The 15,871-nt window shown below is 61.0% G+C and carries 16 protein-coding genes; 1 reads left to right on the forward strand and 15 read right to left on the reverse strand.

Annotation, left to right across the window (positions count from 1 at the left end; all coding sequences use genetic code 11):
• Positions 1-38: 38 nt before the first annotated feature.
• The 15 genes from NK8_RS13895 to NK8_RS13965 all read right to left on the reverse strand — a co-directional run bounded on the left by NK8_RS13895 (position 39) and on the right by NK8_RS13965 (position 15,435).
• The gene (locus tag NK8_RS13895; protein ID WP_213226674.1) at positions 39-581 is read right to left on the reverse strand and encodes a F0F1 ATP synthase subunit delta; all 543 of its coding nucleotides are present in this window, start codon (positions 579-581) and stop codon (positions 39-41) included.
• A gap of 2 nt (positions 582-583) precedes the next feature.
• The gene (locus tag NK8_RS13900) at positions 584-1,054 is read right to left on the reverse strand and encodes a F0F1 ATP synthase subunit B (RefSeq protein WP_162066629.1); all 471 of its coding nucleotides are present in this window, start codon (positions 1,052-1,054) and stop codon (positions 584-586) included.
• A 133-nt stretch (positions 1,055-1,187) separates the two neighbouring features.
• Positions 1,188-1,457, reverse strand: coding sequence for a F0F1 ATP synthase subunit C (atpE, locus tag NK8_RS13905; RefSeq protein WP_007180033.1), 270 nt, complete (start codon positions 1,455-1,457; stop codon positions 1,188-1,190).
• A 90-nt stretch (positions 1,458-1,547) separates the two neighbouring features.
• Entirely contained in the window at positions 1,548-2,399 is an 852-nt protein-coding gene (atpB, locus tag NK8_RS13910) for a F0F1 ATP synthase subunit A (RefSeq protein WP_213226675.1), read from the reverse strand.
• A gap of 177 nt (positions 2,400-2,576) precedes the next feature.
• Complete coding sequence (locus NK8_RS13915) at positions 2,577-3,122, reverse strand: ATP synthase subunit I (RefSeq protein WP_213226676.1); 546 nt, start codon at positions 3,120-3,122, stop codon at positions 2,577-2,579.
• Positions 3,123-3,332: 210 nt separating this feature from the next.
• Entirely contained in the window at positions 3,333-4,469 is a 1,137-nt protein-coding gene (locus NK8_RS13920) for an SLC13 family permease (RefSeq protein ID WP_213226677.1), read from the reverse strand.
• Between the two features lie 13 nt (positions 4,470-4,482).
• Positions 4,483-5,385: a ParB/RepB/Spo0J family partition protein gene (locus tag NK8_RS13925; protein ID WP_162066633.1), complete on the reverse strand. Its 903-nt coding sequence runs from the start codon at positions 5,383-5,385 to the stop codon at positions 4,483-4,485.
• 45 nt (positions 5,386-5,430) lie between these two features.
• Positions 5,431-6,213: a ParA family protein gene (locus tag NK8_RS13930; protein ID WP_162066634.1), complete on the reverse strand. Its 783-nt coding sequence runs from the start codon at positions 6,211-6,213 to the stop codon at positions 5,431-5,433.
• Between the two features lie 76 nt (positions 6,214-6,289).
• Positions 6,290-6,955 (reverse strand): 16S rRNA (guanine(527)-N(7))-methyltransferase RsmG, encoded by a 666-nt coding sequence (gene rsmG / locus NK8_RS13935; protein WP_213226678.1) that lies wholly within the window; start codon positions 6,953-6,955, stop codon positions 6,290-6,292.
• Positions 6,952-8,916, reverse strand: coding sequence for a tRNA uridine-5-carboxymethylaminomethyl(34) synthesis enzyme MnmG (gene mnmG, locus NK8_RS13940; RefSeq protein ID WP_213226679.1), 1,965 nt, complete (start codon positions 8,914-8,916; stop codon positions 6,952-6,954). The genes rsmG and mnmG overlap by 4 nt, the downstream gene beginning before the upstream one ends.
• Before the next feature lie 157 nt (positions 8,917-9,073).
• Positions 9,074-9,841 (reverse strand): ABC transporter ATP-binding protein, encoded by a 768-nt coding sequence (locus tag NK8_RS13945; RefSeq protein ID WP_213228657.1) that lies wholly within the window; start codon positions 9,839-9,841, stop codon positions 9,074-9,076.
• Positions 9,841-11,634 carry an ATP-binding cassette domain-containing protein gene (locus NK8_RS13950; protein ID WP_213226680.1) on the reverse strand — a complete coding sequence of 598 codons (1,794 nt, stop codon included), beginning with the start codon at positions 11,632-11,634 and terminating at the stop codon, positions 9,841-9,843. The genes NK8_RS13945 and NK8_RS13950 overlap by 1 nt, the downstream gene beginning before the upstream one ends.
• Positions 11,618-12,673 carry a branched-chain amino acid ABC transporter permease gene (locus NK8_RS13955; RefSeq protein WP_213226681.1) on the reverse strand — a complete coding sequence of 352 codons (1,056 nt, stop codon included), beginning with the start codon at positions 12,671-12,673 and terminating at the stop codon, positions 11,618-11,620. Before NK8_RS13955 ends, NK8_RS13950 begins: the two co-directional genes overlap by 17 nt.
• 147 nt (positions 12,674-12,820) lie before the next feature.
• Positions 12,821-13,993, reverse strand: a complete 1,173-nt coding sequence (locus tag NK8_RS13960; protein WP_213226682.1) for an ABC transporter substrate-binding protein — start codon at positions 13,991-13,993, stop codon at positions 12,821-12,823.
• Between the two features lie 263 nt (positions 13,994-14,256).
• Positions 14,257-15,435: an ABC transporter substrate-binding protein gene (locus NK8_RS13965; protein WP_213226683.1), complete on the reverse strand. Its 1,179-nt coding sequence runs from the start codon at positions 15,433-15,435 to the stop codon at positions 14,257-14,259.
• On the opposite strand from NK8_RS13965, the gene NK8_RS13970 reads away from it, so the two are divergent.
• On the forward strand, positions 15,380-15,544 hold the full coding sequence (locus tag NK8_RS13970; protein ID WP_213228671.1) for a hypothetical protein: 165 nt from the start codon (positions 15,380-15,382) through the stop codon (positions 15,542-15,544). The two genes, NK8_RS13965 and NK8_RS13970, sit on opposite strands and share 56 nt — an antisense overlap.
• Positions 15,545-15,871: the final 327 nt, after the last annotated feature.

Here is a 15,871-nt window from a genome sequence, read left to right on the forward strand (position 1 = left end):
TTCTGTTGCGTGCCAGCTAAGGCGCTTCTTTGGAAGCGTCAGGCGGTCAGAGCCGTCTGCATGCTGGCGAGGCGCGCGCGGACCGAGGTATCGAGCACTTCGTCGCCAACCGTCACGCGAACGCCGCCGATCAGCGAACGATCGACTTCGACGATCGGTTTCAGCTTGCGCTGAAACTTGCGTTCGAGGCTTGCAACGAGGTCGTTCAACTGTTCGCCTTCGAGGGGGAACGCGCTCACGATGTGAGCATCGGCAGCACCTTCACGGGCGTTCTTCAGCTCGTCGAACTGGACGGCGATTTCCGGCAGCAGCGGCAGGCGATGGTTCTCGACCAGCATGCCGACGAAGTTCTTCGCTTGAGGCTGGCTCTGCGCGAGCGGCGAGTTCACTGCGGCGAGCAGGAGATCGACGATTTGCTGACGGCTCACCTTCGGGTTCGAAGCGACCGTTTCCACTTCGGGCAGACGCGCAACCTGTGCCAGCTCCTCGACGAAGGTGGACCAGCCCGCGAGATCGCCGCTTTCGGCCACGCGGAACAGCGCTTCTGCGTAAGGACGAGCGATGGTTGCAAGTTCGGCCATGATCAGAGCTCGGCTTTGAGTTGATTCAGCAGATCGGCGTGAGCCTTCTGATCGACTTCGCGCTTCAGAATCTGCTCGGCGCCTTTCACAGCCAGTGCCGCGACTTCAGCGCGCAGCGTCTCGCGCGCCTTCACGACCTGCTGGTCGGCGTCCGCCTTGGCTTGCGCGACGATGCGCGCGGCTTCGGCCTGGGCGTTCGCCTTGATTTCGTCGGCGACTGCGGCCGCGCGCTTTTCAGCGTCGGCGATGCGTTGCTGGCCGTCGTTGCGCGCTTGCGCGAGTTCCTGGTCCACGCGCTTGTGCGCAGCTTCGAGTTCCGCTTTGCCCTTGTCGGCGGCGGCGAGGCCGTCGGCAATCTTTTTCGAGCGCTCGTCGAGGGCGTTGATCAACGGGGGCCACACGAACTTCATCGTGAACCACGCGAGGATCAGAAACACGACCATTTGCGCAAACAGGGTTGCGTTGAGATTCACGGTGTTTCCTTAAACGTTGCTTGATCGGAGGTGAAACGGTTAAAAGGCGCTCATCGGCTTGTTGAGCTCGATCAGCGCCTCATCCATTCCGTTCAGGCGTCTTTAAAAGTCAGACGCACAGTTCCGAGGAACCTCAGCCTGCGAGCTTCGAGAGCAGCGGGTTCGCGAACGCAAACAGCATTGCCACACCAACGCCGATCAGGAACGCCGCGTCGATCAGACCAGCCAGCAGGAACATCTTGGTCTGCAGCGGGTTCATCAGTTCCGGCTGGCGGGCGCATGCTTCAATGTACTTGCCGCCCATCAGACCGATACCGATACAGGCGCCGATTGCACCCAGGCCGATGATGATGCCGATACCGATGGCGGTCAGACCCTGGATGTTGGCGATGAAAGCTTGCATGATCACTCCTTTGATTTAAAGACTTTGGAACTGGATTTATAAAAAACGAAAACCTGAAAACTGAACGATTCCGGAACGTGCCGTCACGCGTCAGTGTGAGTCATGCGCCTGGCCGATGTACACCAGCGTCAGCATCATGAAAATGAACGCCTGCAACAACACGATCAGAATGTGGAAGATCGCCCAGACCGTGCCCGCGACCACATGGCCGAGGAAGCCGAGAACGGAGGTGTCCGCACCGAACGTCCACATGCTGCCCAGAAGGGCGATCAGCAGGAACAGCAGTTCGCCGGCGTACATGTTGCCGAAGAGCCGCATGCCGAGCGAAACCGTCTTGGCGACGAACTCGATGATGTTCAGCGCGAGGTTCGGAATCCACAGCAGCGGATGCGCGCCGAACGGAGCGGACAGGAGTTCGTGCACGAAGCCGCCTGCGCCCTTGATCTTGAAGTTGTAGTAGATCATCAGCACGAACACGCCGAGCGCGATGCCGATGGTGCCGTTCAGGTCAGCCGTCGGCACGATGCGATGATGCGGCAGGACCTGTTCGAGACCCAGCCAGCCGATGACGCGGCCCGGCAAGTCGACGGGGATGAAGTCGAGCGTGTTCATCAGGGCGACCCAGACGAACACGGTCAGTGCGAGCGGAGCGATGAAGCGGCGGCTGCCGTGGATCATCGACTTCGACTGGTCTTCGACCATTTCGACCAGCATCTCGATGGCGCACTGGAAACGGCCGGGAACACCGGACGTCGCCTTGCGCGCCGCAAGACCGAGAATGAGAATGGTCACGAGACCGCACACGATCGACCAGAACAGCGTGTCGAGATTCCAGACGTGGATGTCGAAGATCGACGTCTGTGTCTGCGTGGAAAGATTCTGCAAGTGGTGCGCAATGTACTCGGACGGATCCAGAGCGTGCGTTCCTTCGCTAGCTGCCATATCGTTAAAGCCACCCAAATTGTCAAAAATCTTTCGCCGCCTGTCGCCGCCGAGCCGCCGCATCGCGTCGCGGCTCCGGTTCGAGAGGCCCGAGTGCGGAATGTGATCCGCACCTGTTCATATCCGATGCTACTTGCAACCCGTGCTGCAGGCACTTACCTGGGACGTCAAGAATCGTCACCGAAGCGCCATTGCAACCCAGTAAGTCTTCAGAGCGACGATGTACGTAACGAGCAAGGGCAGCCACAACGCGCTCTTGTACCAGTACGCGACCGCCACGAACATGGCAATCGTCGCTCCCATCTTGAGCGCCTCGCCGATCATCCAGCTCATGATCGTCTCGGCGCCGCTCTTCGCTTTCAGGCGCGAGGCGAACAAGGCGCTCGGCACCCAGCAGATTGCTCCCCCCAGAAATGCGGACAGCGCAGCATCGCCCGGCGGCTTGTAGAACAGCCACCACAACAGCGTCGCACCCAGGGACAAAACCATTTGCGCTGCCACGACTCTAAAAGGCGTGACACGCGATGGACGACTCACCTCAGGGCCAAACAGCTTCTCTGCCTGATCCCGCGTGAGCGGAACGATATTGTTTTCTTGCGCTTCGGCATCCCACGAGTCGTTCGACGAACCGCGCGGCTGATTTCCGGAGGCGTTCGCCTCGCCGGTTGCGTGAGCGTCCGGCGCTCGATTTTCCTCTCGCACCGTCTTCAAACCTTCAACCAAAAGTCCGGGAAATCACCCTGCGCTTTCGCAGCGCTTTCGAGGTGGCCTAGCTGATAAATCCGGGCGATTGTAAGCGATTGTTGTCGCGGATTCAATAGTTTAGGTGTGTCAAAAGCCAAGCGGACAAACCTTAAAAAACGGTCTCAAAAGTGAGACTTTCCTTGCAATTGCAAGGACATTATCAGTCGATGGAAGAGCTTCCGATCAGCGTCAAACGAGCACCCAACCGATGACTATCGCCACGATCCAGAACGGTATCGACACAATGTGAAATGGCATCCACATGCCCTTTTCGCCCGACAGTCTGACCGCGATCAGATTGGCCAGCGAGCCGATCGCCACGCCGAAGCCGCCGACGCTCACGCCAAAAGCGAGCGCGCGCCAATCCTTGGAGAACTCCGCGAGAACGATGGCGGCGGGTACATTGCTGATCGCCTGCGAAAGCACGGCGCCGGCCGCGTACGCGCGCACCGGCGTTCCGATACCGAGATGCGCGATCGCCGCGTGAATCGACGGTAACGCGGCCGCGCTACGCAGCACGATGAACATCAACACGAAGATGAGCAACAACAGCCAGTCGATCCGAAACACGACTTCGCGACGCCACAGCAGAAAGACGATCGCGAGCGCGGCGAGCGCGGGGCCGGCGTGATGCGCGTCGGCGAGAGCGACGAACGCGGCGAACGCAAGCACGCTGACGCCGCACAGCACGCGATCGACGCGATGTTCTTCGACATCGCCGGACAGATCGAGCGGTTCGGCGCGGAACATCGCGAAGGTGACGACGCCGAGCAGCGCCATCAACGCCGCGCACAGCGGCAGCAGCGCCCATACGAACGCCGGAAAGCCGACGCCGCTCGTCTGCCATAGAAAGAGGTTCTGCGGGTTGCCTAGCGGCGTGAGGACCGATCCTGCATTGACCGCCAGTGCGATCACGATGACGAGCCGCTTGATCGGCAGCGGCGCGAGTTTGTGCAGCGACAACGCGAGCGGCACGACGGCGAAGAGCGCGACATCATTGGTCAGTACCGTCGACAGACCCGCTGCCAGCGCGACGAGCAGCAGCGCGAGGGTTCGCTCGCCGTGAATGTGATGCACGAGCCGATGCGCCGCCCACATCAGGAATCCTGACAATTCGATCGCCTTGGTCAAGATCAGGAGACCGGCGAGCGTGAGCACCGTCTGCCAGTCGACGAGACCAGGCAGCGACGTGAGCGGGCGCGGATGCGCGATCTGCAGCGCGATCAGCGCGACGACGAGTATCGACAGAACCGGCTCTTTCGAGACGGCTCGCCAGATACGCGCGAAGAAATCGGACCGCGGGCGGTCGGCGTTGTATTCGGACAAGTGGCGCGCGAAATCAGGCTGTGGGCGTGGTGGTTTCGATGCTGCCGCGCAGCTTCGTCAGGATGCCTTCGAGCGAGTCGAGATTGCCGAAGTCGATCGTGACCTTGCCACGCCCTCTTCCACCCAGCTTGATCTTCACATTCGCGGACAGCAGATCGGACAGCTCTTCTTCCAGACGGCGCGTATCACGTCCGCCATCGTTCGCGGCGCGCGCTTTTGTCGCAGGCGCTTCTTTGGTCGTCGCGGCGACGAGGCGTTCGGTTTCACGCACCGACAGACGGCGGTTCACGACATGATTGGCGAGCTGGATCTGCGTGGCGGCGTCGACTGCGAGCAGCGCGCGCGCGTGACCCATGTCGAGGTCGCCGGCGAGCAGCATCGTCTGCACGGGCGTCGCGAGGTTCAACAGGCGCAGCAGATTCGACACCGCGCTGCGCGACCGACCGACCGACTCGGCGGCCTGTTCGTGCGTGAAGCGGAATTCGTCGAGCAGACGCTGGATGCCCTGCGCCTCTTCCAGCGGGTTCAGGTCCTCGCGCTGAATGTTCTCGATCAGGGCCATCGCAGCGGCCGCCTGATCTGGCACGTTTTTTACCAGAACCGGAACTTCATCGAGACCGGCCATGCGCGCGGCGCGAAAACGTCGCTCGCCCGCGATGATTTCGTAGTGATCGTCGCCGACCGAGCGCACGAGAATGGGTTGCATCAGCCCTTGCGCGCGAATGCTCGCGGCGAGCTCCTGCAGCGCGCCCTCGTCCATCCGGGTACGCGGCTGATACTTGCCGGCCTGCAGCTTGTCGAGCGGCAGCACCGTGGGCATGCCTTCGCCGCGCACGGCTTCCGTGATGTCGACGCTGCCGCCGAGCAATGCATCCAGGCCACGGCCCAACCCCTTCTTCTTCATCACAGCGCTCATTTCGGTTCCTCCGTCGGCGTTCTCTGCCGCATCGAGTGGGTTTGCTTAGTTGACGACGTCGAGCGCGCGCACGCGCTCGATCATTTCCGTGCCGAACTGGATATACGCCTGCGCGCCGCGCGAAGACTTGTCGAACACGACGCCCGGTAGCCCGTAGCTCGGCGCTTCGGCGAGGCGCACATTTCGCGGGATCACGACGTCGAACAATTTGCTGCCAAAGTGTTCCTTCAATTGATCCGACACTTGCTGCTGCAACGTAATTCGAGGATCGAACATTACGCGCAGAAGGCCGATGACCTTCAGATCGCGATTCAGATTCGCGTGGACCTGCTTGATGGTATTGACAAGATCGGACAGCCCTTCCAGCGCGAAGTACTCGCACTGCATCGGAATCACGACGCCGTGGGCTGCGCACAGCGCATTCAGCGTCAGCAAGGAAAGCGCCGGAGGGCAATCGATCAGCACAAAGTCATAGTCATCGACTACTTCGGCAATCGCGACACGCAGAATACGTTCGCGATTCTCCATATCCACGAGTTCGACTTCGGCGCCCGCCAGTTCGCGATTGGCCGGCAGCACGTCGTAATTGACGGCGGGTGGACGCACACGCGCCTCACGAAGCGTGACGCCATCGACCAGCACTTCATATACGGTGTTCTCGCACGCTGCCTTGTCGATGCCGCTGCCCATTGTCGCGTTGCCCTGCGGATCGAGGTCGATCAGCAGCACGCGCTGATCGAGTCCTGCGAGGCTTGCCGCGAGATTGACCGCTGTCGTGGTCTTTCCAACGCCGCCCTTCTGATTTGCGACGCAGAAGATTTTTGCCATCGTTTAGAGTCCTCGTTTCTTCGCTGTCAGAAGATCAGCGTGGCTGGAATGCCGAATGGAACCGCACGGCGGACCGTTATTCTGGCTCGACGGCAATCTCGACCAGATGCCGCTCCGCATCGAGCATCGGAACGATCAGGCGCTCGATACCGAGCACCGTGGCGCCTGCCGGGAGACGCGTGGCTTCGGCATCGGGCCTCACACCCTTCATTGCCAGAATCCGCCCATCATCGGCTACCAGATGACGCGAAAGTGTAACGAAATCGGAGAGCTCTGCGAATGCGCGCGACACGATTACGTCAAATTTTTCCGGCACTTCGATACCCGGACGTAAACTTTCGACGCGCCCCGTCACAACCGACAGATTGCTCAGACCTAACTGCACCTTCACTTGCGACTGAAATGCCGTTTTCTTGTGAACGATGTCGTTCAACGTGACACGCAATTCCGGCAAGGCGATCGCCAGCACGATACCAGGCAAACCGCCACCCGAACCAACGTCAAGCACTGCCGCAGGTTTACGCGCCGACACAGCCGGCACGATGGCAAGCGAGTCCAGGATGTGCTGGATCATCATCTGCTGCGGATCGCGGATCGCCGTCAAGTTATACACGGCATTCCACTTTCCGAGCAGCGCGACGTAATCGAGCAGTGTCTGTTTTTGCGATGACGACAGCGCAAGGCCGAGTGCGGCGACGCCCTTATCGAGCGTCGTCGCCAAGGTTAGATTGCCTTCCGTCATTGAACCGCCGTCGGGTTAGCGGATGCGGAATCGTCGCTGGCCGAATTGCGGCCACGACGGCCAGCGCCGCGCTTCAGATGAACCATCAACAGCGATATTGCAGCCGGAGTGATGCCGGAGATGCGCGACGCCTGCCCGATCGTCTCTGGGCGGTGCTGCAACAGCTTTTGACGCGCTTCGAAGGACAAGCCACGGACATCGTTATAGTCGAGGCCTTCGGGCAAGCGCGTATTCTCCTGCGCGCCGTTGCGGACGATTTCGTCGGCTTGGCGATCGATATAGCCCTGATACTTCACGCCGATTTCGATCTGTTCCTTGATCTGGGCGGCGAGCACCGGGTCTTCGGCAAGCGCCGCTTCGGGACCACATGTGCCATCGCGGAGCGCGCAGACACCGTCATAGGAAACGCCCGGGCGGCGCAGAAGATCCGCCAGGCTATATTCGTGATCGATCGGCTTGCCCAACAAGGCGGTGGCCTCCTCCGCTGACAATGTCTTCGGATTAACCCACGTCGAACGAAGCCGCTGTGTTTCACGTGAAACAGCGTCGCGTTTGCGGCTGAATGCATCCCAGCGGATGTCGCCGACAACACCCAGCTCGCGCCCAATTTCGGTAAGACGCATGTCCGCGTTGTCCTCACGCAGCGAGAGACGATATTCGGCGCGGCTGGTGAACATCCGATACGGCTCCGAGACGCCACGCGTGACGAGATCGTCGACGAGAACGCCCAGATAAGCCTGATCGCGACGCGGAGACCACGCCTCTTTCCCCTGCACTTGCAGTCCGGCATTGATGCCCGCGAGCAAGCCCTGCGCGGCAGCTTCTTCGTACCCTGTCGTGCCATTGATCTGTCCGGCGAAGAACAAGCCCCCGATGGCCTTGGTTTCCAGCGAAGCCTTCAGCGCGCGTGGATCGAAATAATCGTATTCGATCGCATAGCCAGGACGCAGGATGTGCGCGTGTTCCAGTCCGCGCATCGACCGGACGAGATTGAGCTGGACATCGAACGGCAGGCTGGTCGAAATACCATTCGGATAGAACTCGTTCGTCGTCAGCCCTTCCGGTTCCAGGAAGATCTGGTGCGCGTCTTTCGAAGCAAAACGATGAATCTTGTCCTCGATCGACGGGCAATAGCGCGGTCCGACGCCTTCGATGACGCCCGTATACATCGGCGAGCGGTCCAGACCGGAGCGGATTATGTCGTGCGTTTGCGAGTTCGTATGTGTGACCCAGCACGGCATCTGCTGCGGATGCTGCTCCACTCGTCCGAGAAACGAAAACACCGGAATCGGATCGAGGTCACCAGGCTGCTCTTCGAGTTTCGAAAAATCGATCGTACGACCGTCGATACGCGGCGGCGTGCCGGTCTTGAGCCGGCCTTGCGGGAGCTTCAACTCCTTCAAGCGTGCCGACAAGGAAACCGCTGCCGGATCGCCCGCGCGTCCACCGACATAATTGTTCAACCCGACGTGAATCTTCCCATCGAGGAAGGTGCCGGCCGTCAGCACCACGGCTCGGGAGCGGAAACGCAGGCCAACCTGCGTCACTGCGCCGACCACGCGATCGCCCTCGACCATGAGATCGTCGACGGCCTGCTGAAAGAGCCACAAATTCGCCTGATTTTCGAGCCGATGACGGATCGCCTGCTTGTAGAGGAGACGATCAGCCTGGGCGCGCGTCGCCCGCACCGCCGGCCCTTTCGACGAGTTGAGGATGCGAAACTGGATGCCCGATTCGTCCGTCGCGGCAGCCATGGCGCCGCCGAGCGCGTCGACTTCCTTGACGAGATGGCCTTTGCCAATCCCACCGATCGACGGATTGCAGCTCATTTGGCCCAACGTCTCGATGTTGTGGGTCAAAAGTAGCGTTTTGCAGCCCATGCGCGCCGAAGCGAGCGCGGCCTCAGTGCCTGCGTGACCGCCGCCAACGACGATCACATCAAATTCTGTGGGATAAAGCATCGGAGATCTCGTGTACGAACGACACGAACCTGAAGAAGGAATAGCTTTGAATTATAACGGCTTCCTTCCTGCCTCGATTCGATCGACCGTCCACAGGCGAAAAAAATGGCGTGTTTCACGTGAAACACGCCATCTCCGGGCACTACGTGTGTCGCGTTTAGGCGACTTTTTTCGTTAGACCAAGGTAAGTTTCGATGACTTGCGGATCGTGTTGAAGAACGTCGGCCTTTCCTTCAAGAGCGAATTCACCGGTCTCGAGCACGTAACCATAGTCAGAAATCTGCAGCGCGGCCCGCGCGTTTTGCTCGATCAACAGGGTCGCGACACCCGTTTGACGCAGCGCGCTGATGATATGGAAGATCTCCTTAACGATCAGCGGCGCGAGACCAAGGCTCGGCTCGTCCAACATAAGCAGCTGAGGCTTTCCCATCAAAGCGCGCCCGACGGCAAGCATCTGGCGCTCCCCGCCCGACAGTGTTCCTGCCGCCTGTTTCCGCCGTTCCTTCAAACGAGGGAACAGCTCGAAGACGTGCTCGAGTTGGTCAAGATAGTTACGCTCTCCAGCCCGCTTGCGCCGATATGCACCGAGCACGAGATTGTCTTCCACAGCCATCGTGGCGAACAATTCGCGTTTTTCGGGCACGAGGCACATGCCACGAGCGACACGGCGCTCGATCGGCAAGACCGACACCTCTTCGCCGAGGTAGCGCACGCTGCCTTTCGAATGACCCGTTTGCGGCAACGCGCCCATGATCGCGTTGAGAAGCGTCGATTTGCCGGCACCATTCGGCCCGATCACGGAGACGATCTGCCCCGGTCCGACCGTGAGCTTGCCGCCGTGCAACGCTTCTACCTTGCCGTAGCGCACGGACAAGCCATCCACCTGCAGGATCGCGTTTTCCACTGCGTTCGATTCCTTTGCCATCATTCCACCCCGCCCAGGTACGCTTCGAGCACCGCCGGATCTTTCTGCACGTCCTTCGGCAGACCTTCCGCTATCTTCGTGCCGAACTCCATTACCACGAGTCGATCCGTCAGATTCATCACGAAGTCCATGTCGTGTTCGACCAGAAGAATGCTCATGCCTTCGGCGCGCAGTTTTCGCAGCAACTCGGCGAGTTGCAGTTTCTCCTGATAACGCAAACCTGCAGCTGGTTCGTCCAGCAGCAGCAGCGTCGGATCGCAGCAGAGCGCCCGCGCGATTTCGAGGATCCGCTGCTGACCGAGCGCGAGACTGCCCGCTTCACTGTAAATATGTTTCTCCAACCCGACTCGCGCGATCTGCTTCGCGGCCTCGGCCATCAGTCGCGCCTCCTCTGCCGCATTCAAGCGCACGACGCTGCGCCACACACCTGTATTGCCACGCAAGTGCGCGCCGATCGCGACGTTCTCCAGAACGGTCATCCCTGGCAGCATCTTGACGTGCTGGAACGTCCGTCCGATGCCGCGCTTGACGATTTCACGTGAAGTGAGTTTCTCGATCCGTTCGCCGTGGAAACTGATCGCGCCGCTGGTCGCCTGAAGCACGCCGGTGACGAGATTGAAGGTCGTGGATTTGCCTGCGCCATTCGGTCCGATCAAACCGATGATTTCGCCCGCCTTCACTTCGAAGCTGACATCGTTGACCGCGACCAGCCCGCCGAACTGCTTGCGCGCCTTCTCGACCACGAGCAATCGCTCTCCCGCCGCCGGTTTGCTGCGCTGCGGCAATGCATCGCCGTGATCGGGTACGTGAGCGCGCGGTCCGCGTGGAAACACCCGTGCGACGAAAGGCCAGACACCCTGCCGCGCGTATTGCAGCAACAACACCATCACAACGCCAAAGACGATGATCTCAAAATTGCCGTTCGCCCCGAGCAGCTTGGGCAGCAGCGTCTGAAGGTAGTCCTGCAGAACGGTGAGGATCGTCGCGCCGAGAATCGCACCCCAGACATGCGAGACGCCACCGACCACCGCCATGAACAGGAACTCGATGCCGTGATTCAACCCGAACGGCGTCGGGTTCACGGCGCGCTGCAAGTGGGCGTACAGGAAGCCCGATACGGCCGCCAGAACCGCCGCGTAGATGAAGATCACCACGCGCATCCAGGCGGTGTTGACGCCCATCGCTTCGGCCATGGTGCCACCGCCGCGCAGCGCGCGAATCGCACGGCCGGGCCGGCTATTAAGCAAATTCTGAACAGAGATCACCGCGAGCAGCACGACGACCCAGATCAGGTAGTAGATGCTGCGGCCCGACTCCAGTTGCCGTCCGAACAGATTCAGCACGGGAATGCCGTTGATGCCGTCGTACTTGCCGAGCAGTTCCATATTGCCGAACAGATAGAACAACGACAGCCCCCACGCAATCGTTCCGAGCGGCAGAAAATGCCCGGAGAGGCGCATCGTGATAAGGCCGAGCAGCAGCGCGATGAACGCCGTCAGCACCACGCCCGCGATCAACGCCAGCCACGGCGACACGCCATAGCGCGTCGTCAGGAAGGCCGTCGCATACGCGCCCACGCCGACGAACGCGGCCTGTCCGAAGCTCGTCATCCCGCCGATGCCCGTCAGCAGCACCAGCCCGATCGCGACGATCGAATACAGCCCGATGTAGTTCAGCAGCGTGATCCAGTACTCGGGCACGGCGACCGGCCCCGGCAGGACCGGCAGCGCGAAGACGATCAACAAAAAGATCCAAAAAGAACGGAATTTCATCGGCTTACTCCTCGTCTTCATCCGAATGCGGGCTCGCCAGGCTTCGCCACAGCAGGACCGGAATAATCAAAGTGAAGACGATCACCTCCTTGTACGCGCTCGCCCAGAACGACGAATACGATTCGAGCAGCCCCACGAGCAGCGAACCCGCCGCCGCGAGCGGATAGCTCACCAGACCGCCCACGATGGCGCCCACGAAGCCCTTCAGACCGATCAGGAAGCCCGAGTCGTAGTAGATCGTGGTAATCGGCGCGACGAGCACGCCGCACAGCGCGCCGAGGCCCGCCGCGAGCGTGAACGCGAGGCGCCCTGCCTGCGTCGTGCCGATGCCCACCAGCCGAGCGCCAAGCCGGTTCACCGAAGTCGCGCGCAGCGCCTTGCCGGAAATCGTGCGGTCGAAATAGAAGTACAGCGCGACGATCAGCACCACGGCCGTCCCGACGACCCACAGGCTCTGCCCGGAGACCGACACGCTGCCGAGATTGAACGTGGCGTCGGAGAACGCGGTCGTGCGCGAGCCTTCCGCGCCGAACATGACGAGGCCGAGCCCCACCATCGCGAAGTGCACCGCCACCGCGACGATCAGCAGCAACAGCGTGCTCGCCTCCGCGATCGGTTCATACGCGAGCCGGTAGACGAACGGTCCCATCGGCACGACGATCAGGAGCGTCAGCGCGATCTGCGCGATCATCGGCAACGGCTGCGCAAAGGCGGCCTGCGTGATGCCCCAGACCGCCACGGGAAACAGCACATACTTGCCCGCAAGTACGGCGAGCAAACGGCCGATCTGGTGATATCGCGCAGGATGCCTGACGATCCCGGCGACTTCGGCGACGAAGCAGCCAATGCCCATCGCGATGAGCAAATAGCAGGTGGCGGGCAGCTTCTGCGTCTGCAGCGCCGCCAGCGTGAGCGCGCCATACGCGACGAACTCCCCCTGCGGAATGAAAATGACGCGTGTCACGGAGAAAACGAGCACCAGAGCAAGCGCGAGCAACGCGTAGATCGCACCCGTGGTGATCCCGTCCTGCGCGAGGATCGCCGCAATCGATAAGTCCATACTTCCTCTTCGGAGCTGCTTCCGAAACAGGCGGTTAAAAGAACCGCCGCCGGAACATGTTCAAAGCGGCGCGCCGTTGCCGGTGCGCCGCCCGTTCATCCTGAAATTAAGAAACACGAACGCGCCATGAAGCGCGCCCGGTCGAGCTCAGTCGTTCAGCAACTTCCACTTGCCGTCGACGATCTGCACCATCACACGCGCGCGGTTGTCGAAGCCGTTGTGATCGGTCGGCGTGGTGTTCATGATGCCGTGCGACACCGGCAGGTCCTTCAGGTTTTCCAGCGCCGCGCGCAGCGCTTCGCGGAATTCCGGCGTGCCCGGCTGACCTTTCTTCAACGCCTCGGGAATCGCGCGCTGAAGCATCTGGCCCGCGTCCCACGCGTGACCGCCGAAGGTCGACAGCGAGCCCGCGCCGTACGCCTTCTCATACGCGTCCTTGTAGGCCGCCGACGACTTCTTCACCGGATTGCTGTCCGGCAATTGCTCGGTCACGAGCACCGGCCCGGCGGGCAGGATCTCGCCTTCGCAATCCTTGCCGCACACGCGCAGGAAGTCGTTATTGGCGACGCCATGCGTCTGATAGACCTTGCCCTTGTAGCCGCGCTCCTTCAGCGCCTTCGCCGGCAGCGCGGACGGCGTGCCCGCGCCCGCGATCAGCACCGCGTCGGGGTTCGCGCCCATCGTCTTCAGCACCTGGCCGGTCACGGAGGTGTCGGTGCGGTTGAAGCGTTCGTTCGTGACGATCTTCAGCTTGTGCGCCGCCGCTGCCGTGTTGAACACGTTGTACCAGCCGTCGCCGTAGGCATCCGCGAAGCCGATGAAGCCCACCGTCGTCACGCCGTGCTTCTCCATGTAGCTCGCGATCGCATCGGCCATCAAGGCGTCGTTCTGCGGCGTCTTGAATACCCATGCCTTCTTCGCGTCCATCGGCGAGATGATTGCGGCCGACGCGGCCATCGAGATCATCGGCGTCTTGCCGGTGGCGGCCGGGTCGATCATCGCGAGCGAATTCGGCGTTACCGTGGAACCGACGATCGCATCGACGTGATCTTCATCAATCAGCTTGCGCGTGTTCTGCACGGCGCGGCTCGTGTCGGAACCGTCATCGAGCACGATCCATTCGACCGACTTCCCGCCGATCTCCTTCGGCAACAACGCGACGGTGTTTTTCTCGGGAATCCCGAGCGATGCAGCCGGGCCCGTCGCCGAGAGCGTCACGCCGATTTTCACCTGGGCGAACGCCGCGCCCGCGCCTGCGAGCACGCTGCCCGCGATGGCGAGCGCAATGCCCGTCTTGATCCATGCCTTCTTCGTTTTCATTGTTCGTCTCCAAACGCGCACACTGGCGGTGCTTGCTGCGAGTTGTTATCGATGCCGCTTTCTGGGCTAACCAAAGAGCCGCCCCAATCTATTTACCGCGTTACTGCGTGCCAAGGCGAGTTTTCCCTGACCGTTGCGCCGCTGCATGCGAGGCTTTGCGCCCTCTTCTTTCGCCGCGGCTTTTCACTGCCCAGCGCAGAAAAAAAGGCGCGTTGTGTAGCTAACGCGCCTTTTTCTCCGGATCAGTCCATATGCGATTCTCGTCAGTTGCCCGAGAGCTTCCACTTGCCGCCGACGATCTCCACCATCACGCGTGCGCGCTGGTCCAGTCCGGAGTGATCGTTGGGGCTCATGTTGAAGATGCCGTGTGAAGCAGGCAGGTTCTTCGTCTCTTCGATGGCCGCGCGCAACGCTTCGCGGAACGCCGGCGTGCCGGGCTGGCCCTTCTTCAGCGCGACGGGAATCGCGCGCTGCAGAATGAGGCCTGCGTCCCACGCGTGGCCGCCGAACGTCGACACCGAACCCGCGCCATACGCGCCTTCATAGGCCTTCTTGTATGTGAGCGCGGCCTGCTTGACGGGATTGCTGTCGGGCAACTGCTCCGCGACGAGCAGCGGGCCCGCCGGCAGGAACGTGCCTTCACAATCCTTGCCGCATACGCGCAGGAAATCGTTATTGGCGACGCCGTGCGTCTGATAGATCTTGCCCTTGTAGCCGCGCTCCTTGAGCGTCTTCTGCGGCAGCGCGGCCGGCGTGCCCGCGCCCGCGATCAGCACCGCGTCCGCGTTCTGCGACATCATCTTGAGCACTTGCCCCGTCACCGACGCATCGTTGCGCGCGAAGCGCTCGTTCGCGACGACCTTCAGCTTCGCGAGATCGGCCGCCTTGGAAAACTCCTTGAACCAGCTTTCGCCGTAGGCATCGGAAAAGCCGATGAACGCCACCGTCTTCACGCCGTGATTCGACATGTGCTGCGCGATCGCGGTGGCCATCAGGATGTCGTTCTGCGGCGTCTTGAAGACCCACGCCTTTTTCGCATCCATCGGCTCGACGATGCTCGCGGCCGCGGCCATCGAAATCATCGGCGTGTGCGTTTCAGCGGCGATGTCGGTCATCGCGAGCGAATTGGGCACGACCGTGGAACCGACGAGCGCATCGACGTGATCCTCGCTCGTCAGCTTGCGCGCGTTCTTCACCGCCTGGGTGGAATCGGTGGCGTCGTCGAGGACGATGTATTCCACCTTCTGCCCTGCGACTTCCTTCGGCAGGAGCGCGACCGTGTTCTTTTCCGGAATGCCGAGCGAAGCCGCCGGACCGGTCGCCGAGACCGTCACGCCGATTTTCACGTCCGCCAAAACCTGATTGCTGAATACCGCCGAGAAACTGATGGACATTGCCGCGACGGTCATTGCGACCGTCTTGCCGCGTAAAGCCAACTTCATTGATTTGCGCCCCGTAAATCGTGTTTTGCGTGAAGAACCGCCTGCCGATATGCCCGAATTTAGCGCCCGCTTCGAATCGCCGACCAGCGGGTCGGGAAATGCAGTTTAGCGGACGAAAGCGCCGTGCAGCAAGCGATTTGAAGGGTTTCCGCTGCGCTTTGGCATCGTTTTTTCAGCGCATTTGCAACGCGGCAGCGCAAGGCGGAAAACCTCGGGAAAACCCCCGCTTAAAATCACCCGGCGGGATTATTCGTATTATCGACGGGCAAATAAAAAAGCGCTGTTGGACTCATCCAACAGCGCTTTTCGGTCGGGCACTTTGTGCCTCATGTCTCCTCGTTCTCCACCTCAAAAATCTGGGTGCAACAGAACTAGGACGCATGTTAAAGAACGCAACACTGCACGACAACCTAGCATTTACCCTAGTGGTGCACAA

Origin of the sequence: Caballeronia sp. NK8 (assembly GCF_018408855.1) — a bacterium.
GTDB lineage: Bacteria > Pseudomonadota > Gammaproteobacteria > Burkholderiales > Burkholderiaceae > Caballeronia.